This is a genomic window from Streptomyces sp. DSM 120436 (genome assembly GCF_055778765.1).
In genome coordinates this window covers 1,362,501-1,385,493 of the sequence record NZ_JBSKBS010000002.1, presented here as the reverse complement: position 1 = coordinate 1,385,493, position 22,993 = coordinate 1,362,501, and the positions used below count along the sequence as shown (strand labels likewise).

Genomic DNA, 22,993 nt, shown 5'->3' with positions numbered 1-22,993 from the left:
ACCAGATCTCCTGGCATGGGGACCACCGGCTTCGGCCGAGGTCGAGGGCAGCGGCATCCAGCTCGACCTGTTCGGTGAGGACGAGCAGGAGTGGGAGAGGCGGGTACAGACCAACGGGCGGGCGCGGGATCAACTCCCGCGCCCGTCCGTGAACGTCTCGTACGACGCGACCTCAGTCGTCCGGTGACAAGGTCGCCGCGAGTGCCGTGAACACCGTCCAAGTGGCCGGCGTGACGGCGAGTGGGCGGATGCCCGTGTCCTTGGAGTCGCGGATGTGGACGGCCTCGGGGCGCATGGCGACCTCGACGCAGTTGCCGCCGCCACTGCCGCTGTAGCTGCTCTTGAACCAGGCCAGTTCGCTGCTCATAGCGCTCCTTGCATCTCCCTCAGCAGGTCCACAGTGGCCATACGACTCAGGGCCTGTGACCGCATCTTCCCATAGCGCTGGAGCATGGAACTCACCAATTTCGGCTCGGTCGGAAGAGTGCTGCTGTCGTGTCCCTCGACGTAGCCGACCCACTGGTGATTGTCGCGTTCAGCGAGATACATCTGGCCGTCGACGCCGGAGTGATCCTCCTGCCGGAGGGGCATGACGAGGATCTCGACGTTCCGTCGGCTGCCCTGTTCCAAGAGGTTGCTGACGACCGCCCGCGCCACCTCGACGCCCCCGAGGTGACGTTCGAGAACCGCCTGTTCGATGAGGAACGAGAACGCTGTGTTCGGCCGCTCGTCCAAGAGCCGCTGCCGTTCCCGCCGGGCAGCGACTTGCCTTTCGAACTGCTCCTCCGACAGCGGAGGAATCTGCCGGTCGAAGATCGCGCGGATGTACCCCTCCGGCTGCAACAACCCAGGGACCGCCCGGCACTCATACGCGTACAAGGAGACCGCCTCCTCCTCGATCCCCGCCCACTGCCGGAACCACGAAGCGAGCCCCGCCCTCCGTGTCAGACTCTTCGCCGCCGCTGTGAGTACCTTGACCGCGACCGGCCCCAGCACCTCCTCCGCCCGCCCCGGCAGGTCCGCCGGCGGGAACCGCTTCCCCTGCTCGATCTTGGCGACGTACGCGGCCGAGTACCGCACCCGCACCGCGAACTCCTCCTGCGTCAGGCGGGACTCCTCGCGCAGGGCCTTGAGGACCGCGCCGAAGGTCTTCAGACTGTCGGAGAGCTCCGCCTCCGTGCCGTTCGCGATCGCGCCGCCGTTCCCGCCTCCGCCGTGGTCCGCCCTCATCGCCGCGTGCCTCCCGTGTCCACGTCTCCACGCCCCGCTCAACCCCGCGCGACCCGCTCGGAGTCACGGGGAGTTACCCACCCGGTCCAGAGTGTGCGCCGATACAGTCGCGCGTGTATGGGTGTCGTCCCTGTCGGGGGCCGGGAGCGGCCCGGAACGCTGGCCGCATGCCAGCACCACGGGCCCGAGAGGCCGTAACCGTAAGTGTGTTCGTCCAGCGCTTCTCCGCCACCCGCCGCGGCGCACGGCTCGCCCGCAGACTCGCCACGCACCGCCTCGACCTGTGGGACCTGCCCTACGGCAGCCCGGCCTCCGACACCGTCACCCTCGTCGTGGCCGAACTCGCCTCCAATGCGGTCCTCCACGGCCGCGTGGCGGGACGTGACTTCGAGCTGCGGCTCACGTACGACAGGTCCGCGGGCCTCGTCCGCGTAGAGGTGTCCGACACCCACCCGGAACTCCCCGAGCCGACGGGCCGGCCCTCCGCGGACGCCGACGGCGGGCGCGGCCTGCTCCTCGTGGAAGCCGTCGCCGCCCGCTGGGGCGTGGAGGGACGGACAGGACCGGGCAAGACCGTGTGGGCCGAGTGCGGGGTCCGCGCGCCGGAAGGGCTGCGCGCTCACGCACCTGGCAGGGCGGACTGACCGGGGGTCCGACTGTAGGAACCCGACAGGAGGCCGCGAGAGCCACTGTCGATGCCCCAGTGCCGAGCGGCGGACCGGGACCGATAGGTTTTCGGGGAAGCCGCCTGCCATCGCCGCCCGTCGTCCGGGCGTTCGGGCGGGGAAAGAACCGCTATCGAAGGGGTGATCCGTTGAGCCGCTCGGTTCTCGTCACCGGAGGCAACCGGGGCATCGGCCTCGCCATCGCCCGCGCGTTCGCCGACGCCGGCGACAAGGTCGCCATCACGTACCGCTCGGGGGAGCCGCCGACCGGTTTCCTCGCCGTCCGGTGCGACATCACCGACCCCGAGCAGGTGGAGCAGGCCTACAAGGAGATCGAGGAGGCGCACGGCGCCGTCGAGGTGCTCGTCGCCAACGCCGGGATCACCCGGGACCAGCTCCTGATGCGCATGTCCGAGGATGACTTCACCTCCGTCCTCGAGACCAACCTCACCGGCACCTTCCGGGTCGTCAAGCGCGCCAACCGCGGCATGCTGCGCGCCCGCAAGGGCCGCGTCGTGCTGATCTCGTCGGTCGTCGGGCTGCTCGGCTCCGCGGGGCAGGCCAACTACGCCGCCTCCAAGGCGGGCCTGGTGGGCTTCGCGCGCTCCCTCGCCCGTGAGCTGGGCTCGCGCAACATCACCTTCAACGTCGTCGCGCCCGGCTTCGTCGACACCGACATGACCCGGGAGCTCACCGAGGAGCAGCAGGCGAAGATCCTCGCCCAGGTGCCGCTCGCCCGGTACGCGAAGACCGAGGAGATCGCCGCCGCGGTGCGCTTCCTCGCCTCGGACGAGGCCTCGTACATCACTGGAGCCGTCATTCCCGTTGACGGCGGACTGGGAATGGGTCACTGACACACATGAGCGGAATTCTCGAGGGCAAGCGCGTCCTGATCACCGGTGTGCTGACGGAGGCGTCCATCGCCTTCCACACCGCGAAGCTGGCCCAGGAGCAGGGCGCCGAGGTCATCCTGACCGCCTTCCCGCGGCCGACGCTGACCGAGCGCGTGGCCAAGAAGCTGCCCAAGCCCACCAAGGTCATCGAGCTCGACGTCACCAACGACGAGCACCTGGGCCGCCTGGCCGACGTCGTCGGCGAGGAGCTCGGCGGCCTGGACGGTGTCGTGCACTCCATCGGCTTCGCGCCGCAGGACGCCCTCGGCGGCAACTTCCTCAACACGCCGTTCGAGTCGGTCTCCACGGCCATGCACGTCTCGGCGTTCTCCCTGAAGTCGCTCACCATGGCCTGCCTGCCGCTGATGCAGAACGGCGGCTCCGTCGTCGGCCTCACCTTCGACGCGCAGTACGCCTGGCCGCAGTACGACTGGATGGGCCCGGCGAAGGCCGCCCTGGAGGCGACCAGCCGCTACATGGCGCGCGACCTGGGCAAGCAGAACATCCGCTGCAACCTCGTCTCCGCCGGACCGCTCGGCTCGATGGCCGCCAAGTCCATCCCCGGCTTCGCCGAGCTGGCCTCCGTCTGGGACACCCGCGCCCCGCTGGAGTGGGACCTGAAGGACCCCGAGCCGGCCGGCCGCGGTGTCGTCGCCCTGCTGAGCGACTGGTTCCCGAAGACCACGGGCGAGATCGTCCACGTGGACGGCGGTCTGCACGCCGTCGGCGCCTGACCGGACGCCCCAGCGCGAGGGCCCGCGTCCCCTGGGGGCGCGGGCCCTCGCGCGTGTCGCCGAGGACGTGCGCGAACGCCGCCGGGGATGTGCTCGAACGGCTTCGGGGAGGTGCTCGAACGGTTCAGTCGCCCGCGGGGGCGGTGAACCGCCCGGGCTTGCACGCCAGGGGATAGGCGGCGGCCTCCTCGGCCGCCGTCGCCGCGTCGCCCGCGCGGATCGCGTCCACCAGCCGACTGTGCTCCATGTACGTCTCCGGCGTCATGCCGCCGCCCACGTCGTCGCGCAGCCAGTCCCGCAGCACCTCGACCAGGTCCGCGTACAGCGCGGTCATCACGTCGTTGTGCGAGGCCGCCACGACGGCCATGTGGAAGGTCGCGTCCGCCGTCACGAACGCCTCCGCGTCGCCCGACTCCCAGGCCTCCTCGCGGCGCAGCAGCAGCGTGTCGAGCTGCTTGAGGTCCTTCTCCGTGCGCCGCCGCGCGGCCAGCCGGGCCGCCGAGGACTCCAGCGTGGAGCGCAGCTCGGCGATGTGCCGGGGATCGGCGCCGGCGAAGCGGCGGTGCATCACGCCGGCCAGCTCGCTGGTGGCGACCACGTAGGTGCCCGAGCCCTGGCGGATGTCGAGCAGTCCGTTGTGCGCCAGCGCGCGCACCGCCTCCCGGACGGTGTTGCGGGCCACCCCCAGCTGCTCCACCAGCTCCGGCTCGGTGGGGATGCGTGAGCCGACCGGCCACTCGCCGGAGGTGATCTGAGCCCGCAGGGCGGCGATGACCTGTTCGGACAGCGCGGAACGGCGCGGATGACTCAGAGGCATGACTCACCTTCGCACGGCAGGAGCGTCGGACGGCGCCCACGACATGGACAACCAATCATCCTATGATTCTATGATGAGTCGCATGACTCGTATGCCTGGTGACGAGACCCGGACCGTCGCGTCCGCTGCCGCCCGTACGCCCGCTCCGTCCCCGGACCGACGTCCCGGTGACACCACGCGCGCGTGGCGGACACGGCTGCTCGTCGTCGGCATCGTGCTGGCCGCCCTGAACCTGCGCCCCGCCATCACCAGCTTCGGCGCGCTGCTCGAAGAGGTGCGCGACGGGCTCGGCATGAGCGGCAGCGTGGCCGGGCTGCTCACCTCCCTGCCCGCGCTGTGCTTCGCCGTGTTCGGCGTCACCGCGCCCCGGCTGGCCCGGCGCTTCGGCCCCGGCGCGGTGGTGTGCGCCGGCATGGCCGCCATCGCCACCGGCCTGCTGGTCCGCCCCTTCACCGGCGACACGGCCGGCTTCCTGCTCGCCAGCGGCCTCGCGCTCGCCGGGATAGCGGTGAGCAACGTGCTGATGCCGGTCATCGTCAAACGCTGGTTCCCCGACCGGGTCGGTTCCATGACCGGCCTGTACTCGATGGCCCTCGCCCTGGGGACCGCCACCGCGGCGGCCGTGACCGTCCCGGTGGCCGACGCGCTCGGCGGCAGCTGGCGGACGGGGCTCGCCGTCTGGGCGGCCCTCGCGGCGGCCGCCGTGCTGCCCTGGCTCCCGTTCGTACGGGGACGGGGCGGGGCTCTGGGGGAGGAGCCGCCGCGGCGGGGCGGGCGGCCGGCGGGACGGCCCGCCGGGCAGGCGCCGGCGCTGCGCATCACCCGCAGCCGTACCGCCTGGGCGCTGGCCGTGTTCTTCGGGCTCCAGGCCACCGCCGCCTACATCACCATGGGGTGGATGGCGCAGATCTTCCGTGACGCGGGCGTCCCCGCGGGCCGGGCCGGTCTGCTGCTCGCGGTCACCATGGTGATGGGCGTCCCCCTGGCGTTCGTCATACCGCGCCTCGCCGCCCGGCTGCCCCACCAGGGCCCGATCGTGCTCGCGCTGGGCGTCAGCGGCCTGATCGGCTACGCGGGCCTCTACTTCGCCCCGGCCGCGGGAGCCTGGGCCTGGGCGGTGCTGCTGGGCGTCGCCAACTGCGCCTTCCCGCTCGCGCTCACCATGGTCGGCATGCGGGCGCGGACGGGCGCGGGCGTGGCCCAGCTGTCGGCCTTCGCGCAGAGCACCGGCTATCTGATCTCCATCCCCGGACCGCTGCTGGTGGGCGTGCTGTACCAGCACAGCGGCGGCTGGGGACTGCCGATCGCGCTCATGGCGGGGCTGATGGTCCCGCAGGTGATCGTCGGGGTGCTGGCCGGACGGGACCGCACGGTGGAGGACGAGGCGACGGCCTGAGGCGCCGCGCGGGGTACCCGGCCACTGCCTGCCTGCCTGCCTGCCCGTCCGCCGGGCTGTCCGTCCGGCGGACCGTCCGCCGGGCCGGACCGCCGCGCCCGCCGGGGCACCCCGTGGCCGGTGCCGGGCGGGCAGGGTGCGACACTTGCCCCATGCCAGTCCTCGACCCCAACCCGCAGAACGGCCAGAAGAAGATGCTGCTCGTCTTCGGCCTGTTCTTCGCGATCTTCATCGTCATCGGCGTCGTCGCGACGGTGCTCGCGCCCTGAGCACGGCGGTCCTCCCCATGCCCTGGGCGGGAGGCCTTCCCCGCGCCCGGGGCGCGGTGACTGTTTCCGCGCCCCATGGTGGTGCTGGCACCCCCGTCCCCTAGGGGGCCAGGCTCAGGGTCGAGTGGGTGGATCACCGGATGGGGCGGCGTCCCGCTGATCCGTACCTTCGAGATGTGGCCGCGACCGGCGCGCCACGGAACACTCGAAGACCGGAGGCCCCCATGTCGGCGCGTACGCACTCCCGGCCCGCCCAGGCCCCCCGGGCAGGTGCCGCCACCCGGCTGCCGTGGTGGGCCCTGGCTCTCCCGGCCCTCGCCTTCGTGGCCCTGCTCGCCCTCGTCCTCGACCCCGCCGACGCGCACGCGACCGCCGGTGAGCCCGCGCTCACCCTCCTCGTCGAGCGGGCGCAGCAGCTCATAGCCCGCTGAACGCGCCGGTCAACTCCCTGCGCCCTATGGCCTGTTTCATGCGAAGCTGGGTGCCATGAGCGTCGCAGAACCCCGCAGGATTGTCCTTTTCCGGCATGCGAAAGCCGACTGGCCTCCGGTGGCCGACCACGAGCGCCCCCTCGCCGAGCGAGGCCGCCTGGACGCCCCGGCCGCCGGCCGCAAGCTGGCCGACACCGGCGTCGCCTTCGACCTGGCCCTGTGCTCCACGGCGGTCCGCACCCGCGAGACCTGGAAGCTCGCGGTCCACGAGTTCCCGAAGCGGCCGAAGACCGTCTACGAGGAGCGGATCTACGAGGCCTCGCCCGGCGAGCTGATCGCCCTGCTCAACGAGACCCCCGACGACGCGCGGAACGTCCTGCTGATCGGCCACAACCCGGGCGTGCAGGGGCTGGCCGACATCCTGGCCGGCGCGTCCGAGGGCGACGCCCGCGAGCGCATGACGCGCCGCGGCTACCCGGCCGCCGCCTTCTCGATCCTCACCTTCACCGGCCCCTGGAAGTCCCTGGAGCCCGGTACCGCCACGCTGGTCGACTACTGGGCGCCCACCGAGTGACCCCCCGCTGACCCGCCCGGCACGACAGGGGCCCGGCACCGACCACGTCGGCGCCGGGCCCGTCCGTCGTCACGGCCGGTCCGCGCGGATCAGTCGCCCGCGAGCGTGTCCGCGGCCTCGACCTCTTCGCGCGTGATGCCCAGCAGGTACAGGACGGTGTCGAGGAAGGGGACGTTCACGGCCGTGTGGGCCGCCTCGCGCACCACCGGCTTGGCGTTGAAGGCGACGCCCAGACCGGCCGCGTTCAGCATGTCCAGGTCGTTCGCGCCGTCGCCGATCGCCACCGTCTGCGACAGCGGCACACCCGCCTCGGCCGCGAAGCGGCGCAGCAGCCGGGCCTTGCCCGCCCGGTCCACGATCTCGCCGGTCACCCGGCCGGTGAGCTTGCCGTCGACGATCTCCAGCGTGTTCGCCTGGGCGAAGTCCAGGCCGAGGCGCTCCTTCAGGTCGTCGGTGACCTGGGTGAAGCCGCCCGACACCACCCCCACCTGGTAGCCGAGCCGCTTGAGCGTACGGATCAGGGTGCGGGCGCCCGGCGTCAGACGCACCTCGCTGCGGACCTTGTCGATCACGGAGGCGTCCAGCCCCTCCAGCAGCGCCACCCGGGCGTGCAGGGACTGCTCGAAGTCCAGCTCCCCGCGCATCGCCGCCGCCGTCACCTCGGCGACCCGGTCCTCACAGCCGGCGTGCGCGGCGAAGAGCTCGATCACCTCGTCCTGGATGAGTGTGGAGTCCACGTCCATGACCACCAGACGCTGCGCCCTGCGGTACAGACCCGCCGCGACCACCGCGATGTCCACCCGGAACCGGGCCGCGTCCGTCACCAGCGCCGTGCGCAGCGCCTCCGTCTCCACGCCGGACACCGCGAACTCCACGGCGGTCACCGGGTACTTGGCGAGCCGGAAGATACGGTCGATGTTGCCGCCGGCCTTGGTGATCCGGGCGGCTATCGTCGCCGTCGCCTCCGAGGTGAGGGGGTGGCCCAGCACGGTCACCAGGGACCTGCCCAGACCGCGGGGGCGGTTGTCGCCCCTGCCGGAGATGATCTCCGCCTGCATCTTCATCGACTCCGCCCAGCTGTGGACGGTCGCCCGCAGGTCACCCTCCATCCCCGCCGGGGGCTGGGTCACGAGCGCGCAGAGCACGATGCGACCGCGGGTGACGACCTGCTCGATGTCGACCACGTCGACGGAGTAGGCGGCGAGGGTGTCGAAGAGACCGGCCGTGATGCCGGGCCTGTCCTTGCCGAAGATCTTGACCAGGAGGGTGGGAACGTCGGAGGTCTGCGATGCGCTCATGGTGGTCCCACCGTATCCGGCACGCAGTGCCCCGCGCCCGCGAGGTCCGCCAGCCGGACACCCCCGCCGGCCCTCTCCGGGCCGCGTCCCGGCCCGGCGGACCGCACATGTCCCCCTCGCGTGGTTCGCCACTCTCCGTCCGGGTTCAACCCTCGTCAGGACAGGACCGTCGACGCCTTGTCGCGGGGTCGTGACAGGGCCGACTTCCGGTCGGAGGACCGGGCCTGAAATAGTTCCCCCGATGTTCGACATCCCTAGACTCCCTGCGACGGGGGACATCCGGGGGACAACTCAGTGGGGCGTGGAGTGCCGGAACTCGTACTGGAATCAAACGGACGCACCTGGACGCTCGATCCGTCCAGGTCCTACACCCTGGGACGTGACCCGCAGGGCGACGTCGTGCTGGACGACGCCAGGGTGTCCTGGCGTCACGCCACGATCAGCTTCAACGGCCGCAGTTGGGTGATCGAGGACCACGGCAGCACCAACGGCACGTTCGTGCAGGGTCAGCGGGTCCAGCACCTGGAGTTCAGCGCCGACACGGTGCTGCACCTGGGCAACGCGACCGACGGGCCGTGCGTGACGCTGTCCGGTGCCGGTGCCGGTGCCGCCGTGCCGCAGGCCCAGCCGCAGCAGCCGTACGCCGCCCAGGGCGCGGGCGCCGGCTGGGCGCAGCAGGCACAGCAGCCGTCCGCCCAGCAGCAGCCGTCCGCCCAGCAGCAGCCGCCCGCCCAGCAGCAGCCGCCCGCCCAGCAGGGCTGGAGGCAGCCGCAGCAGGGCGTGCCGCAGCAGGCCGCGCCGCACATCCCGCAGCAGCAGGGCCCCGGTGGTGGCGCGGGGGCGCCGCCGGTCTACGGCGACCGCAGTCCCACGACGTTCCACCAGTTCTCGCTCGGCCGCGTGATGCGCATCGGCCGTGCCCTGGAGAACGACCTGGTCGTCTCCGACCTTCAGGTGTCCCGCAACCACGCGGAGTTCCACTCCACGCCCGACGGGCGCATGGAGATCCGCGACCTGGGCTCGCACAACGGCACGTACGTCAACGGCCAGCCGATCCCCAAGGGCGGCTCGCAGCTGCTCGGCCCCACCGACGTCGTGGGCGTCGGTCACTCGACGTTCCGGATCGTCGGCGACCGGCTCGAGGAGTTCGTCGACACCGGTGAGGTGTCCTTCTCCGCCCGCCACCTGACCGTCACGGTCGACGGCGGCAAGCAGATCCTGAAGGACGTCTCCTTCGGCGTCCCGGAGAAGTCGCTGATCGCGGTCATCGGCCCGTCCGGCTCCGGCAAGTCGACGCTGCTCAAGGCGCTCACCGGCTACCGGCCCGCCAACGAGGGCGAGGTGCTGTACGACAACCGCAACCTCTACAAGCAGTTCGCCGAGCTGCGGCAGCGCATCGGTCTGGTCCCGCAGGACGACATCCTGCACAAGGAGCTGACCGTCAAGCGCGCCCTGAAGTACGCGGCCAAGCTGCGCTTCCCCGCCGACACCACGGCGGCCGAACGCGAGGCCCGCATCGACGAGGTGCTGCGCGAGCTGAAGCTGGACATCCACAAGGACAAGAAGGTCACGTCCCTGTCCGGCGGCCAGCGCAAGCGCGTGTCCGTGGCACTGGAGCTGCTCACCAAGCCGTCGCTGATCTTCCTGGACGAGCCGACCTCCGGCCTCGACCCGGGCATGGACCGTGACGTCATGCAGCTGCTGCGCGGACTGGCCGACGACGGCCGCACGGTCCTGGTGGTGACCCACTCGGTGGCCGAGCTCGCCATCTGCGACAAGCTTCTGGTGATGGCGCCGGGCGGTTCCGTCGCCTACTTCGGCCCGCCCGAGGAGGCGCTGAACTTCTTCGGCTACGACACCTGGGCCGACGTGTTCTCCGCCTTCGAGAACTACCGCGACTACGACTGGGCGGGCCGCTGGAAGGGCTCGCAGCACTACCAGATGTACGCGGCGGACATCGACGCGGTCGCCCCGCAGTCCGTACAGGTCCCCCCGATGCAGGCGATGAAGCCGCCGAAGCCGCAGGGCTGGCTGTCGCAGTTCTCCACCCTGGTGCGCCGGTACGTGTCGGTGATCGTCTCCGACAAGGGCTTCCTCGCCCTGATGGTGATCCTGCCGGCCGTCCTCGGCGCGGTCAGCCTGCTCATCAACCCGGACAAGGGCCTGCTGCCCAACCCGGCCCACCCGCAGACCGGCAGGATCGCCCCGAACGGCACGGCCACCACGGTGCTGCTGATCCTCGCGGTCGGCGCCTGTTTCGCGGGCGCCGCGAACTCCGTGCGCGAGCTGATCAAGGAACGGGTCATCTACGAGCGGGAGCGCGCCACGGGCCTGTCCCGCTCGGCGTACCTGATGTCCAAGGTGTTCGTGCTCGGCCTGATCACCGTGCTCCAGGGGCTGCTGGTCGGCGTGATCGGCTTCGCCAACCGGGAGATCCCGGAGGAGGGGCTGATCCTCGGGGGCTTCACGCTGCTGGAGCTGTCGCTGCCGATCATGGCGCTCGGCTTCACCTCGATGATGTTCGGCCTGATCATCTCCTCGCTGGTGAAGACCGCCGAGAAGACCATGCCGCTGCTGGTGATGTTCGCGATCATCCAGGTCGTCTTCACCGGCTGTCTGTTCGCCCTGCACGGCTCGATCGGCGTCAACCAGTTCTCGTTCCTGATGCCGTCGCGCTGGGCGGTGGCCGCGGCGGGCGCCACGCTGGACTTCAACCGGATCAGCCCGCCGGAGAGCGCGGGCGACACCGACCCGCTGTGGGAGCACACGGCCGCCGCCTGGGCGATGGACATGGGCGCGCTGCTCGCCCTCGGCGTGATCTGCGGCTTCTTCGTGGCGCGCTTCCTGCGCCGCCACGAGCCCGAGGTCATGCGCAAGTAGTCCCGCCGTACGGCCCCGAAGGGCGGCACCCCGTCAGGAGGGTGCCGCCCTTCGGCGTCCGGGTGCGCAAGGAGAGGCCCGCGCCGACCTCTCAGTACGCGCTGTCGACGTTGTCCATGGTGCCGTACCTGTCCGCCGCGTAGTTGCAGGCGGCGACGATGTTGGCGACCGGGTCGTAGATGTCCTTCGGGGTGCCCTTGACGTGGTACGCCTCGAAGGTCGGCGGGATCACCTGCAGCAGTCCCTTGGAGGGGATGCCGTTCCGGGCGTTGATGTCCCAGAGGTTGATCGCCTGCGGGTTGCCCGAGGACTCCCGCATGACGTTGCGGTGGATGCCCTCGTAGGAGCCGGGGATGCCGTTCTTCTTCATGATGGACATGGCCTCGCGGATCCAGCCGTCGAGGTTGTTCCCGTACTTCTTCGGAGCGGCCTTCTTCACCTCGGCGCGCTCGGCCGAACGGCTCGCCGCCTCCGTCGCCTGGCGGGCCTTCGCGGCCTTGGCCTCGGCGGCGGCCTTCTTCTTCGCGACGGCCTCGGCGGCGGCCTGCTTCTTCGCCGCGATCTGCTCGGTCTTCACGCTGGCGCCGGCGAGCTGGTCGGTGACGCCGGCCTTGACGCCCTGGATCCGCTCGGTGCTGTAGGTCACCGTCGCCGTGTGGGCGGGGGCCTCGGCCGTGGTCGTCGTGGACGCGCTGCTCGGGACCGCGGAGAAGCCGATGGCGGCGGCGCCGAAGGCGGCGACGCCCGCGGCGGCGATCTTGTGGTGGCGGGTCAGGGCACGACTGTGACCGCGGGTGAGGATGTGCTTGGGCATGCGGAACGGACCTCTTCGAATAGCGCGGAGGTCGCTCGATGTCCGGTGCGGACGGTGCTTCTTCGGCACACGAACGCCGCGGGCGAAGAACCCACGGCGCTGAGCGACGCAGCCATTCTTAGCGGTGGCAAAATCGCTCGGCAAAGATGTGACCTACGAAGCCGGATAGTAGATCGGGGGGGTGTGAAACGGTGCAGAACGGACTGTTCGCCCCGTTCATGTGGGCGTTATGTCTCTCCTAATCCACTTCGTACGTGATGTGCGCCCTATGCGCGGCCTCACACCCGCCCCCCTCGCCCCTTACCGCGTGTTGCTGCCGCAATGCACTGTGTAAGGCGCTCCGTGGCCTCCGTCCAGGGCGGAAGCAACAGGTGCGCGTCCCCGGACTCGTGCCACGGGCGGCGCCCGCGCAGCGCCTCCTCGTAGCCCCGTCCGACCGCCCCTGCCCCGCCACCGCCTCCAGCATCAGCAGGTGCGGCGCCTCCGGCTCGCGCACCCCCGTCAGCAGCCCGTCCGCCACCCGCACCCCCCGCTCCGGGATGACCACCGGATCCGTCCACCCCGCGCGGGCCGCTCCCCGCCGGGACCGGTCGCCACCAGCTCCACCCGGTGCGCGGGATCCGTGACGTCCCCCGGCACCGCCGTCACCCGCGTGCCGTGCGCCGAGGCCGGCACCGTCGTCTCCCGCCAGGCGGTCCTCGCCCCGCGCGTCGGGCGCCAGGTCCCGGTCCCGCTCCGCCGGCCCCATGGCCGGCGCCCGTCCGAGCCCCTTCGAGGCCCCCGTGATGACCGCAACCGGCATGACGAGCGTCCCCTCGTCCGTCGTGCCGTTCCGCCCTGTCGGTGTGCGATCAACGGAGGAAGCGGAGCCGTACGGCCGCCTCGGCCGAGGGACGCAGCCGCCCGGGTCCCTCCGCCCTATGACGGCGTGCCCCGGTCCCGCGCCCCAGGGCGCGACGGCGTGCCCCGGTCCCGCACCCCAGGGCGCGACGGCGGCCCCGGACCCGGGACCTAGGACCGGCGACGGGGAGAGGGGCGGACACCGGTCCGATCCGCCGGGCCGGGCGCCGCCGGTACCGTGAGGGCATGAGCCACGGCCCCCGGTCCGGCCTCGCCGCGGTGAGCTCCGCGTTGCTGGCCATGAGCAGGCACCTCGAGGTGCGCGACGTCCTCAAGACGATCGTCGCCTCGGCGCGCGAGCTCCTCGACGCCCGGTACGCCGCGCTCGGCGTGCCCGACGACCACGGCGGCTTCGCCCAGTTCGTGGTGGACGGTGTCAGCGACGAGCAGTGGAAGGCCATCGGCCCCCTCCCGCGCCGGCACGGCATCCTCGCCGCGATGCTCGACGACGCGGCCCCGCAGCGCCTCGCCGACGTGCGCCGCGATCCCCGCTTCGGGGGCTGGCCCAGCGCCCACCCCGACCTGGTCGACTTCCTCGGCCTGCCCGTGCGCGACGGCGACGAGGTGCTCGGCGCCCTGTTCCTCGCCAACAAGAGGTGCCCCAGGCCGGACGGCGGCTGTGGTTTCACCGAGGACGACGAGGAACTCCTCGGCATCCTCGCCCAGCACGCCGCCATCGCCCTCACCAACGCCCGCCTCTACGAGCGCAGCCGCGAGCTGACCATCGCCGAGGAGCGCTCCCGGCTCGCCCACGAGCTGCACGACGCCGTGAGCCAGAAGCTGTTCTCCCTGAGGCTCACCGCCCAGGCCGCCGCCCGTCTCGTGGACCGTGACCCGGCCCGCGCCAAGGGCGAGCTGCAGCAGGTGGCGGAGCTGGCCGCGGAGGCCGCCGACGAGCTGCGCGCGGCGGTCGTCGAACTGCGCCCCGCCGCCCTCGACGAGGACGGGCTGGTCGCCACCCTGCGCACCCAGGTGCAGGTGCTCGACCGGGCCCAGAGCGCGCGCGTCACCTTCACCGGCCACGGCGTGCGCGCCCTGCCCGCGGCCCAGGAGGAGGCGGTGCTGCGGGTGGCCCAGGAGGCCTTGCACAACGCCCTGCGCCACTCCGGCGGGAAGCACGTCGACGTGACCCTGGAGCGGCGCGGCAACGGGGCGGTCCTGCGGGTCGGTGACGACGGCAGCGGCTTCGACCCGCACGCCGTCCGCCGCGCGGGCCGCCATCTGGGCCTGGTCTCCATGCGGGACCGGGCGAGCGGGGTCGGCGGCAGGCTGACCGTGGAATCGGCGCCCGGCAAGGGCACCACCATCGAGATGGAGGTCCCCGGTGGCTGACGCGATCAAGGTGCTGCTGGTCGACGACCACCAGGTGGTCCGGCGCGGTCTGCGCACCTTCCTCGAGGTGCAGGACGACATCGAGGTCGTCGGCGAGGCCGCGAACGGCGCGGAGGGGGTCGCCCTGGCGGGGGAGCTCCAGCCCGACGTCATCCTCATGGACGTGAAGATGCCCGGCATGGACGGCGTGGAGGCGCTGCGCCGGCTGCGCGAGCTCGACCACCGGGCCCGGGTGCTGGTCGTCACCAGCTTCACCGAGCAGCGCACGGTGATCCCCGCCCTGCGCGCGGGCGCCGCCGGCTACGTGTACAAGGACATCGACCCCGACGCGCTGGCCGGCGCCATCCGCTCCGTGCACGCCGGGCACGTGCTGCTCCAGCCGGAGGTGGCGGGCGCCCTGCTGTCCCAGGAGGAGGGCGGTCCCGGCACGGGACGCGCGGGCTCGCTCACCGAGCGGGAGCGCGAGGTGCTCGGGCTGATCGCGGACGGCCGCTCCAACCGGGAGATCGCCCGCGCCCTCGTGCTCTCCGAGAAGACGGTGAAGACGCATGTGTCGAACATCCTGATGAAGCTCGACCTGGCGGACCGCACCCAGGCCGCGCTGTGGGCCGTACGGCACGGCCTCAGCGGGTGATCGCCGACGTCCGCCATCACCCGGAAGGTTCCCCTCCGGTGCGAGATTCATACCGTAGGGGGAATGCCTCGCGGGGGCCCGTATCTCCTGCCGGCGCCGCGCGTTGCCCAGTGCGGACCGCGGCGCCTGCCGCGGTCGTCGCAAGGAGGGCTCGGAAAGTGAAGAACCTGAAGAAGGCAGCGGCCGTGACGATGGTGGCCGGCGGTCTGCTCGCCGCCGGCACGGGCATGGCCTCCGCCACCGAGGGCAGCCACGCGGACGGCAAGGCCGTGGGCTCCCCGGGCGTCGTCTCCGGCAACCTCGTCCAGGTGCCGGTCGACGTCCCGGTCAACGTGTCGGGCAACAGCATCAACGTCATCGGCGTCCTGAACCCGGCCTTCGGCAACGTCGCCGTCAACGGCTGACGCCTCCCGCCGACAGCCCCGGCAGCCCGCCCCCACCCGGCGCCGGGGCTCGTCCCTGTCCAGGGACCGCACCGAGGACCGGCCTCCAGGACCCGCGTCCAGGCTCAGTGCCCCCCGCGCTCCTCCACGAACGCGTTGTACGCGGCCACCAGCGCCCGCCGGGCCGTCCGCTCCACCGGCCGCAGCGCCAGCGCCCGCGCCGACATCTCCGACGCGCTCACCGCGCCGCCGTGCCCGTGCTCCGTCGCCAGCGACACCAGCGCGCCCACCCGCTGCGCCAGCTCCAGCACCCGCACCGCGCGCGGCGGATACCCCGGCGCCAGCACGTCCCGCCCCCGTGACGCCATGGCCCGCGCCCGGTACGCGTCGATCGCCGCCTCCGCGACCGGACCCGACCCGGCCACGTCCAGCCGCGTCAGCACCTCCGTCGCCTCCCGCAGCGCCTCCGCCAGCTCCCGCTCCGCCTCACCCAGCGACGGCACGTCGGCGGGCGGGGCCTCCCGCACCGGCAGACAGCGCCACAGGACCTCCACATGCACATCGCCCTCGGGCCCGGCCTGCGCCACCTCCGGAACCAGCCCCAGCGCCGCCCCCCGGCACACCACGGCCTCCCCGGCCTCCAGCGCCCGCGCGTTGAACTCCGGCGGGCCGCTCAGCCCCAGCGGATGCCCCGGCGCCGGCAACGCCACCAGCAGCCCCGACACCCCGAGCCCCCGCAACCGCCCCAGGGCCAGCGTCAGCCCCACCGGCGCCGACTCCCCGGGCACCCCCTCCACCCGGTGCGCCGCGTCCTCCCCGACGGCGGCGAGCACCGCCTCGTCCGGGGAGACGAGACCGGCGAGCAGGGCGTTGCCCCAAGCGGCGAGACGACCGGAGCGTGGTTCCGAAAGCATGCGTACACCCTAGACAGCACCCGGAAACCGGACCGATGGGATGTCCGGGCCGGCCGGTGGCGTAGATTTCATGAGGGGCTCCCGCCCACGGGTGCGGCGGACCGACCCACAAGGCGTACGCGACAGCCGAGACCGGCAACACTGCAAGGGGAGACAAGGCGCTCATGAGCGATGTTCTGGAACTTCAGGACGTATCCGTGGTCCGCGAGGGCCGGGCTCTGGTGGAGCAGGTCTCCTGGTCGGTCAAGGAGGGCGAGCGCTGGGTCATCCTCGGCCCCAACGGCGCCGGCAAGACCACCCTGCTGAACATCGCGTCCAGCTACCTCTACCCGAGCAAGGGCACCGCCACCATCCTCGGCGAGACGCTCGGCCGCCCCGGCACCGACGTCTTCGAGCTGCGCCCGCGCATCGGCGTGGCGGGCATCGCCCTCGCGGACAAGCTGCCCAAGAGGCAGACCGTCCTGCAGACCGTGCTCACCGCCGCCTACGGCATGACCGCCGGCTGGCAGGAGGAGTACGAGGACATCGACGAGCAGCGCGCCCGCGCCTTCCTCGACCGCCTCGGCATGTCCGAGTACCTGGACCGCAGGTTCGGCACCCTCTCCGAGGGTGAGCGCAAGCGCACCCTCATCGCGCGCGCCCTGATGACCGACCCCGAGCTCCTGCTCCTCGACGAGCCCGCCGCCGGCCTCGACCTCGGCGGCCGCGAGGACCTGGTGCGCCGTCTCGGCCGCCTCGCACGCGACCCGATCGCCCCCTCCATGATCATGGTCACCCACCACGTGGAGGAGATCGCCCCCGGCTTCACCCACGTCCTGATGATCCGTCAGGGCAAGGTCCTCGCCGCCGGCCCGCTCGAGCTCGAACTCACCAGCCGCAACCTGTCCCTGTGCTTCGGTCTCCCGCTCGTCGTCGAGCAGGTCGGCGACCGCTGGACCGCCCAGGGCCTCCCGATGGGCTGAACCGCACCACCCCGCGCACAACACCCGGCACGGCACGGCCCGTTCGGCCGACCGGCGCCCTGTCCGTGACCGGGTGCGCGGTTCTACCATGACATCGTGGACATCGACGCATGGCTGTGGTGGCTGATCGGCGCGGCGGCACTCGGCATCGGGCTCGTGATCACCGCGATGCCCGAACTCGGCATGCTCGCGGTGGGCGCCGTCGCCGCGGCACTGGTCTCCGGCATCTTCGGCGGCGGCGCCGTCGTCCAGGTCGCGGTCTTCGCCGTCGTCTCGACCGCGCTGATCGCCGTCGTCCGCCCCATCGCCCGCAGACACCGCTCCCAACGGCCCGAACTCGCCACCGGTGTCGATGCCCTGAAGGGGAGACAGGCCGTCGTCCTCGAACGCGTCGACGGCAGCGGCGGCCGCATCAAACTGGCGGGCGAGGTCTGGTCCGCCCGCGCGCTCGACGCGGGCCGCTCCTACGAGGCCGGCCAGGAGGTCGACGTCGTGGACATCGAGGGGGCCACCGCGGTCATCATCTGATCCCGCACCTCCCGTGCGACACAACTGAGGCGAACACGCCCCCGGTTGGTCCCGCGGTCTGACAGACTCGACCAGCAAGATCTACAACCGCACGAGCGTGCACAGGCACAACGACCTGCCGTAGGCGCCGAGGCTAAGAAGGGTTCGGGGAACCGACGATGGAACCGGTCATCATCGTCCTGATCATCCTGGTGGTGTTGGTCTTCATCGCCCTGATCAAGACGATCCAAGTCATCCCACAGGCCAGCGCCGCCATCGTCGAGCGCTTCGGCCGCTACACGCGGACGCTCAACGCGGGCCTCAACATCGTCGTCCCGTTCATCGACACCATCCGCAACCGCATCGACCTCCGCGAGCAGGTCGTGCCCTTCCCGCCGCAGCCGGTGATCACCCAGGACAACCTGGTCGTCAACATCGACACCGTCATCTACTACCAGGTGACCGACGCCCGGGCCGCCACCTACGAGGTCGCCAGCTACATCCAGGCCATCGAGCAGCTCACCGTCACCACCCTGCGCAACATCATCGGCGGCATGGACCTGGAACGGACCCTCACCTCCCGCGAGGAGATCAACGCGGCCCTGCGCGGCGTCCTCGACGAGGCCACCGGCAAGTGGGGCATCCGCGTCAACCGCGTCGAGCTCAAGGCCATCGAACCGCCCACCTCCATCCAGGACTCGATGGAGAAGCAGATGCGCGCCGACCGCGACAAGCGCGCCGCCATCCTCCAGGCCGAAGGCGTCCGGCAGTCCGAGATCCTGCGCGCCGAGGGCGAGAAGCAGTCCCAGATCCTGCGCGCCGAAGGCGAGGCCAAGGCCGCCGCGCTGCGCGCCGAGGGCGAGGCCCAGGCCGTCCGCACGGTCTTCGAGGCCATCCACGCCGGCGACCCGGACCAGAAACTGCTCTCCTACCAGTACCTCCAGATGCTCCCGAAGATCGCCGAGGGCGACGCCAACAAGCTCTGGATCGTCCCCAGCGAGATCGGCGACGCCCTCAAGGGCCTCTCCGGCGCGGTCGGCAACTTCGGCGCCATGGGCGGCACCCCCGGCGGCGGCAACGGCACCACCGCCAACGTCCCCGCCCAGGAGCGCCGCGAGAAGCCCACCATCGACTGAGACCCGCCCCGGACGCACACGGTCCCCGCACCCCTCAGGGGCGCGGGGACCGCTCACGTCGGCCGCCCTCAGGCAGCCTCCAGCACCAGCCAGTCCGGCAGCGCCTCGAAGTCGTCCTTGGCGAGCGCCAGCAGCATCGCGTCCGCCGGCGTCGGCTCGTACGGCTCACGCAGCAGCGGCATCCCCGCCTGCTCCGGCGTCCGGTCGGCCTTGCGGTGATTGTCCTCCGCGCACGACGCCACCGTGTTCAGCCAGGTGTCCTGCCCGCCCAGCGACCGCGGCACCACGTGGTCCACGGTCGTCGCCCTGCGCCCGCAGTACGCGCACCGGTGACGGTCCCTCACCAGCACACCCCGCCTCGACCACGGCGCACGTCTTCGGAACGGCACCCGCACGTACTGGCAGAGCCTGATCACCCGGGGCGCCGGTATGTCGACCGCGGCTCCCCGCATCCGCAGTTCGGGGTGGGCCTGCTCGACGACGGCCTTGTCCTGGAGCACCAGAACGACGGCTCGGTTCAGCGTCACCGTCGACAACGGCTCGAAGCTCGCGTTCAGCACCAGCGTGTCCCGCATACCAGCCCACCTCCCGTGCGCACCGGCCCGCCCCTCGGCGAGCCGGAACAACTCTGGCCGGGCACGCCGAGATGGACAACGCAATATCCGCTGCTCCCACGGGAGACGACCCCCCGGGAACCCCGGCGGAAAAAAATGCCCGCCCCTGATCAATTCCAAGACCAGGGGCGGGCAAACGTTCCGGACGCGTCCGGTGTCGCGCGGAGGCTCAGGACTCCGCGGGCACCTCGTACTCACCGATCAGCTGCGCCCGCGCGATCGTGTGGAACCGCAGGTTGAAACCGACCACGGCAGGAGAGGCGTCCGCGTCCGGACCCAGCTTCTCCTGGTCCACGGCGTACACCGTGAACACGTACCGGTGCGGACCGTCCCCGGGCGGCGGCGCGGCACCGCCGAACTCCTTGGCGCCGTAGTCGTTCCGCGCGTGGACGGACCCCTCCGGAAGACCCTCGAACGAGCCGCTGCCGGCACCGGCCGGCAGCTCGGTCACCGAGGCCGGGATGTCGAACACCACCCAGTGCCAGAACCCGCTGCCCGTCGGGGCGTCCGGGTCGTAGCAGGTCACGGCGAAGCTCTTGGTCTCCGGCGGAAAGCCCTCCCACCGCAGGTGCGGCGACGTGTTGCCCGCCGCGTGGACCTGAGCGTCCTTGAGCGCCGCCCCCTCCGTCACATCGTCGCTCGTCACCGTGAACGACGGCACGGGCGGATGGAAGTCATGGGGGAGCGGCCGCCGCTTGAGCTCGGTCACCTCGGTACCTCCTGATCGATGACGTTCAGTCGCGAACGAGCCTAGAACCAGTTGCGCTTGGAACCGACCTCCGACAGCCACTGGTTCAGGTACGCCGCCCAGTCGGTCCCCTGGTAGTCGTTCAGCCCCACCTGGAAGGAGCGGAAGGTGTCGCTGCCCTCGCTGAACAGGCCCGGCTTCTTGTCCATCTCCAGCACGACGTCCATCGCCTGCTCGTCGGCGACGAAGCTCAGCTCCACCTGGTGCAGGCCGCGGTACTGCGACGGCGGGAAGAACTCGATCTCCTGGTAGAACGGCAGCTTCTGCCGCGTGCCCCGGATGTGGCCGCGCTCCAGGTCCGCGCTCTTGAACCGGAAACCGAGCTGGATGAACGCGTCCAGGATCGCCTTCTGCGCCGGCAGCGGGTGCACGTTGACCGGGTCCAGGTCACCGGAGTCGACGGCCCGCGCGATCGCCAGCTCGGTGGTCACACCGACGTCCATCCCGCGCAGCGGCTGCCCGTCGATCATCGTGACCGGCGTCTCCCACGGGATCTCCAGCCCGAACTGCACGGCGTGCACCGCGCCCGCCTGCAGTTCGAAGGCGCCGCCGAGCTGCTGCTTCGTGAACTCGATGTCCTGCTTGTACTCCTGGTCGCCGCTCTCCACCTCGACCTTGGCCTGAAGGCCGACCGACAACCCCTCGATCTGCTGGTTCACGGACCCGCCCTGGATCCGCACCTCGCCCTGGACCACACCCCCAGGAACGACGTTGACCTCGTGCAGCACCGTCTCGACCGAGGCCCCGCCGGCCCCCAGACTCGCCAGCAGCTTCTTGAACGCCATGTCTCTCCCTCTCCAGGCGACCCCAGCCGGGCCACACCTGATCCACCGGACCGCAGCACCTCGCGCCGGCCTCCGATCCCTAACAACGCGATCCGGCCGCGGCCGGTTCCGTGTGCCCCTGCCCCGGCGACTCCGGCGGCCGCTTGGCAGGCCCGTGGCCCGCCGCGCCTCCAGTACCCTCGGACGGCATGATCGCGAGCCCCGACCGTACGCCCCTGCCCAGGGAGTTCTTCGACCGCCCCGTCCTCGAGGTCACAAGGCAGCCAGCATGAACATCGCCGACCTTGCTCACCCCGCTGAAGAAGTCGCTCCCAAGCTGCTCGGTGCTGTCCTCACCCACGAGACGCCCGAGGGAACCGTGAGCATCACCATCACGGAGACCGAGGCGTACTCCGGCGCGGCTGACCCGGCTTCCCATGCCTACCGAGGCCGGACACCCCGTAACGCCGTCATGTTCGGACCCGCGGGACACCTGTACGTCTACCGGTCCCACGGTCTCCATTGGTGCGCCAACGTCGTCACGGGGACGGACGGCCTGGCCTCGGCCGTCCTTATCCGGGCAGGCAGGGTCATCGAGGGGGAGGACCTGGCACGCAAGCGGCGAGGGGAGAAGGTCGAGAGTCCACGCCTGGCCCGAGGCCCGGGGAACTTCTGTCAGGCGCTCGGCATCACGGCGGAACACAACGGCGCGAACCTCCTGGCAGGTGTCTCGGTCATGCTGTCCGAGGGCGAGTCGGTACCTACCGCACTCGTTCAGGCCGGTCCTCGGGTAGGTGTGAGTAAGGCCCACGACTGGCACCACAGGTTCTACCTCGCCGGTGATCCGACGGTCTCGGCGTACCGCCTGAGCCCGCGCGCCAAGCCGTCGGCCGGAGCCTGAGCCGCTGTTATGCCTCGCTCGCGGACCGCTGATGAGCCGGTGCGAGCTGGGACCAAAGGATGCCTGATCGTTCGCGAGCACGGCGCATGACGCGTTCCTGCCTGGTCGGGTGGCTGCCGACGCGCGTCGACTTGCGCCTGCCACCTGACGCTCCACTCGCGTCTCGGTCTCGTTGCGAGCCACCACAGCGCCGATGCGAGCAGCGAGACGGCCGGACGGGGTGGCCGCTGCGGGTACTCCACGGCACGCCCGTCCCCTCCCGGACCGGATGCGCAACGGGCCGCGCACCGGCGTCTCGGGGAGGGTGCCGTGCACCCCCGGCGGTGCTGGGTGGCGGACGACCCGACACGGTCAGCCCGCACCGGGCCCACGCGCCGCGCCGACGTCGAAGTTGACTCGCGCGCTGAAGGTGCGTACTGTAGTCCGAGCCGCTTGAGCCGGGCAGGGCAGTCGTCCGCACCGGAAGCGGCCAATCCACTACCTACGATCACCCCTTCAGCGGGGTCGGATTCGACATGTCCGCATGTCCGAATTCGAAGCCGTCGGCCCCGATTATGAATCGGGCGGGGAGATCGGTTAACGTAGTGAATGTCGAAAGGCCGACAGGGTGAAAGCCCAAAGCCCAACGGCATCCCGCCGACCGGGAATCGGAACCGAAAGGGTCTGGTAGAGTCGGAGACACCGAAGGGAAGCGCCCGGAGGAAAGCCCGAGAGGGTGAGTACGAAGGAAGCGTCCGTTCCTTGAGAACTCAACAGCGTGCCAAAAGTCAACGCCAGATATGTTGATACCCCGTCCGTCCGGTCCTGCCGGATGGTCGAGGTTCCTTTGAAGAAAACACAGCGAGGACGCTGTGAATGTCGGGACTATTCCTCCCGATGTTCCGCTCTCGTGATGTGTGCACCCGATCACGGGTAAGCATTCACGGAGAGTTTGATCCTGGCTCAGGACGAACGCTGGCGGCGTGCTTAACACATGCAAGTCGAACGATGAACCTCCTTCGGGAGGGGATTAGTGGCGAACGGGTGAGTAACACGTGGGCAATCTGCCCTGCACTCTGGGACAAGCCCTGGAAACGGGGTCTAATACCGGATACTGATCATCTTGGGCATCCTTGGTGATCGAAAGCTCCGGCGGTGCAGGATGAGCCCGCGGCCTATCAGCTTGTTGGTGAGGTAATGGCTCACCAAGGCGACGAC

23 protein-coding genes, 1 rRNA gene and 2 pseudogenes (1 of these 26 running past the window's edge) are annotated in these 22,993 nt (G+C 71.1%); 16 read left to right on the top strand and 10 right to left on the bottom strand.

What is annotated here, in order from left to right; all coding sequences use genetic code 11:
* Nucleotides 1-172: 172 nt before the first annotated feature.
* Together ACWH4W_RS28365 and ACWH4W_RS28360 are read right to left on the bottom strand one after the other, a co-directional pair.
* The gene (locus ACWH4W_RS28365) at nucleotides 173-367 is read right to left on the bottom strand and encodes a DUF397 domain-containing protein (protein WP_473078654.1); all 195 of its coding nucleotides are present in this window, start codon (nucleotides 365-367) and stop codon (nucleotides 173-175) included.
* Nucleotides 364-1,230 (bottom strand): helix-turn-helix domain-containing protein, encoded by an 867-nt coding sequence (locus tag ACWH4W_RS28360; protein WP_473078653.1) that lies wholly within the window; start codon nucleotides 1,228-1,230, stop codon nucleotides 364-366. Before ACWH4W_RS28360 ends, ACWH4W_RS28365 begins: the two co-directional genes overlap by 4 nt.
* Nucleotides 1,231-1,397: 167 nt before the next feature.
* On the opposite strand from ACWH4W_RS28360, the gene ACWH4W_RS28355 reads away from it, so the two are divergent.
* The 3 genes from ACWH4W_RS28355 to fabI all read left to right on the top strand — a co-directional run bounded on the left by ACWH4W_RS28355 (nucleotide 1,398) and on the right by fabI (nucleotide 3,522).
* The gene (locus ACWH4W_RS28355; protein WP_473078652.1) at nucleotides 1,398-1,874 is read left to right on the top strand and encodes an ATP-binding protein; all 477 of its coding nucleotides are present in this window, start codon (nucleotides 1,398-1,400) and stop codon (nucleotides 1,872-1,874) included.
* Nucleotides 1,875-2,044: 170 nt separating this feature from the next.
* On the top strand, nucleotides 2,045-2,749 hold the full coding sequence (gene fabG / locus ACWH4W_RS28350) for a 3-oxoacyl-[acyl-carrier-protein] reductase (RefSeq protein WP_473078651.1): 705 nt from the start codon (nucleotides 2,045-2,047) through the stop codon (nucleotides 2,747-2,749).
* A 5-nt stretch (nucleotides 2,750-2,754) separates the two neighbouring features.
* On the top strand, nucleotides 2,755-3,522 hold the full coding sequence (gene fabI, locus ACWH4W_RS28345) for an enoyl-ACP reductase FabI (RefSeq protein ID WP_391664054.1): 768 nt from the start codon (nucleotides 2,755-2,757) through the stop codon (nucleotides 3,520-3,522).
* A gap of 124 nt (nucleotides 3,523-3,646) precedes the next feature.
* On the opposite strand, the gene ACWH4W_RS28340 is transcribed toward fabI, so the two are convergent.
* Entirely contained in the window at nucleotides 3,647-4,339 is a 693-nt protein-coding gene (locus ACWH4W_RS28340) for a FadR/GntR family transcriptional regulator (RefSeq protein WP_473078650.1), read from the bottom strand.
* Nucleotides 4,340-4,430: 91 nt separating this feature from the next.
* Here ACWH4W_RS28340 and ACWH4W_RS28335 point away from each other — a divergent pair, with 91 nt between their 5' ends.
* The 4 genes from ACWH4W_RS28335 to ACWH4W_RS28320 all read left to right on the top strand — a co-directional run bounded on the left by ACWH4W_RS28335 (nucleotide 4,431) and on the right by ACWH4W_RS28320 (nucleotide 7,009).
* On the top strand, nucleotides 4,431-5,735 hold the full coding sequence (locus tag ACWH4W_RS28335) for a CynX/NimT family MFS transporter (RefSeq protein ID WP_473079283.1): 1,305 nt from the start codon (nucleotides 4,431-4,433) through the stop codon (nucleotides 5,733-5,735).
* 152 nt (nucleotides 5,736-5,887) lie between these two features.
* A complete protein-coding gene (locus ACWH4W_RS28330) occupies nucleotides 5,888-6,004 on the top strand; it encodes an SGM_5486 family transporter-associated protein (RefSeq protein ID WP_290007734.1) in 117 nt (38 codons plus the stop codon).
* A gap of 224 nt (nucleotides 6,005-6,228) precedes the next feature.
* Complete coding sequence (locus tag ACWH4W_RS28325) at nucleotides 6,229-6,435, top strand: hypothetical protein (RefSeq protein ID WP_473078649.1); 207 nt, start codon at nucleotides 6,229-6,231, stop codon at nucleotides 6,433-6,435.
* A 55-nt stretch (nucleotides 6,436-6,490) separates the two neighbouring features.
* The gene (locus ACWH4W_RS28320; protein ID WP_473078648.1) at nucleotides 6,491-7,009 is read left to right on the top strand and encodes a SixA phosphatase family protein; all 519 of its coding nucleotides are present in this window, start codon (nucleotides 6,491-6,493) and stop codon (nucleotides 7,007-7,009) included.
* Between the two features lie 89 nt (nucleotides 7,010-7,098).
* Here ACWH4W_RS28320 and serB read toward each other — a convergent pair whose 3' ends face one another.
* A complete protein-coding gene (serB, locus tag ACWH4W_RS28315; RefSeq protein WP_473078647.1) occupies nucleotides 7,099-8,307 on the bottom strand; it encodes a phosphoserine phosphatase SerB in 1,209 nt (402 codons plus the stop codon).
* A 306-nt stretch (nucleotides 8,308-8,613) separates the two neighbouring features.
* On the opposite strand from serB, the gene ACWH4W_RS28310 reads away from it, so the two are divergent.
* Nucleotides 8,614-11,187 carry an ABC transporter ATP-binding protein/permease gene (locus tag ACWH4W_RS28310; protein WP_473078646.1) on the top strand — a complete coding sequence of 858 codons (2,574 nt, stop codon included), beginning with the start codon at nucleotides 8,614-8,616 and terminating at the stop codon, nucleotides 11,185-11,187.
* Between the two features lie 91 nt (nucleotides 11,188-11,278).
* Here the strand turns inward: ACWH4W_RS28310 and ACWH4W_RS28305 are convergent, their stop codons facing one another.
* A complete protein-coding gene (locus ACWH4W_RS28305) occupies nucleotides 11,279-12,001 on the bottom strand; it encodes a transglycosylase SLT domain-containing protein (protein WP_473078645.1) in 723 nt (240 codons plus the stop codon).
* A 591-nt stretch (nucleotides 12,002-12,592) separates the two neighbouring features.
* Nucleotides 12,593-12,803, bottom strand: a pseudogene (locus ACWH4W_RS28300) (SDR family NAD(P)-dependent oxidoreductase); the annotation flags it as partial.
* Between the two features lie 284 nt (nucleotides 12,804-13,087).
* Between ACWH4W_RS28300 and ACWH4W_RS28295 the strand changes: the two are divergent.
* The 3 genes from ACWH4W_RS28295 to ACWH4W_RS28285 all read left to right on the top strand — a co-directional run bounded on the left by ACWH4W_RS28295 (nucleotide 13,088) and on the right by ACWH4W_RS28285 (nucleotide 15,271).
* Nucleotides 13,088-14,233, top strand: coding sequence for a GAF domain-containing sensor histidine kinase (locus ACWH4W_RS28295; RefSeq protein WP_473078644.1), 1,146 nt, complete (start codon nucleotides 13,088-13,090; stop codon nucleotides 14,231-14,233).
* Nucleotides 14,226-14,867, top strand: a complete 642-nt coding sequence (locus ACWH4W_RS28290; protein ID WP_473078643.1) for a response regulator — start codon at nucleotides 14,226-14,228, stop codon at nucleotides 14,865-14,867. Before ACWH4W_RS28295 ends, ACWH4W_RS28290 begins: the two co-directional genes overlap by 8 nt.
* A gap of 158 nt (nucleotides 14,868-15,025) precedes the next feature.
* Nucleotides 15,026-15,271, top strand: a complete 246-nt coding sequence (locus ACWH4W_RS28285) for a chaplin (RefSeq protein ID WP_473078642.1) — start codon at nucleotides 15,026-15,028, stop codon at nucleotides 15,269-15,271.
* A gap of 104 nt (nucleotides 15,272-15,375) precedes the next feature.
* Here ACWH4W_RS28285 and ACWH4W_RS28280 read toward each other — a convergent pair whose 3' ends face one another.
* Complete coding sequence (locus tag ACWH4W_RS28280; protein ID WP_473078641.1) at nucleotides 15,376-16,164, bottom strand: hypothetical protein; 789 nt, start codon at nucleotides 16,162-16,164, stop codon at nucleotides 15,376-15,378.
* Nucleotides 16,165-16,328: 164 nt separating this feature from the next.
* Between ACWH4W_RS28280 and ACWH4W_RS28275 the strand changes: the two genes are divergently transcribed.
* The 3 genes from ACWH4W_RS28275 (at nucleotide 16,329) to ACWH4W_RS28265 (ending at nucleotide 18,769) form a co-directional block, all read left to right on the top strand.
* The gene (locus tag ACWH4W_RS28275) at nucleotides 16,329-17,126 is read left to right on the top strand and encodes an ABC transporter ATP-binding protein (RefSeq protein WP_473078640.1); all 798 of its coding nucleotides are present in this window, start codon (nucleotides 16,329-16,331) and stop codon (nucleotides 17,124-17,126) included.
* A 93-nt stretch (nucleotides 17,127-17,219) separates the two neighbouring features.
* Entirely contained in the window at nucleotides 17,220-17,654 is a 435-nt protein-coding gene (locus ACWH4W_RS28270) for an NfeD family protein (protein WP_473079282.1), read from the top strand.
* 158 nt (nucleotides 17,655-17,812) lie between these two features.
* Nucleotides 17,813-18,769 carry an SPFH domain-containing protein gene (locus ACWH4W_RS28265; protein ID WP_473078639.1) on the top strand — a complete coding sequence of 319 codons (957 nt, stop codon included), beginning with the start codon at nucleotides 17,813-17,815 and terminating at the stop codon, nucleotides 18,767-18,769.
* Between the two features lie 68 nt (nucleotides 18,770-18,837).
* Here ACWH4W_RS28265 and ACWH4W_RS28260 read toward each other — a convergent pair whose 3' ends face one another.
* The 3 genes from ACWH4W_RS28260 to ACWH4W_RS28250 all read right to left on the bottom strand — a co-directional run bounded on the left by ACWH4W_RS28260 (nucleotide 18,838) and on the right by ACWH4W_RS28250 (nucleotide 20,916).
* Entirely contained in the window at nucleotides 18,838-19,344 is a 507-nt protein-coding gene (locus ACWH4W_RS28260; RefSeq protein ID WP_473078638.1) for an HNH endonuclease, read from the bottom strand.
* A 208-nt stretch (nucleotides 19,345-19,552) separates the two neighbouring features.
* Nucleotides 19,553-20,092 (bottom strand): YbhB/YbcL family Raf kinase inhibitor-like protein, encoded by a 540-nt coding sequence (locus tag ACWH4W_RS28255; protein ID WP_473078637.1) that lies wholly within the window; start codon nucleotides 20,090-20,092, stop codon nucleotides 19,553-19,555.
* A gap of 41 nt (nucleotides 20,093-20,133) precedes the next feature.
* Nucleotides 20,134-20,916 (bottom strand): sporulation protein, encoded by a 783-nt coding sequence (locus ACWH4W_RS28250; protein WP_403549258.1) that lies wholly within the window; start codon nucleotides 20,914-20,916, stop codon nucleotides 20,134-20,136.
* 188 nt (nucleotides 20,917-21,104) lie between these two features.
* Between ACWH4W_RS28250 and ACWH4W_RS28245 the strand changes: the two are divergent.
* Both ACWH4W_RS28245 and ACWH4W_RS28240 read left to right on the top strand, forming a co-directional pair.
* Nucleotides 21,105-21,796, top strand: a pseudogene (locus ACWH4W_RS28245) (DNA-3-methyladenine glycosylase).
* A gap of 919 nt (nucleotides 21,797-22,715) precedes the next feature.
* A 16S ribosomal RNA gene (locus ACWH4W_RS28240) occupies nucleotides 22,716-22,993 on the top strand; it runs 1,252 nt beyond the window's last position.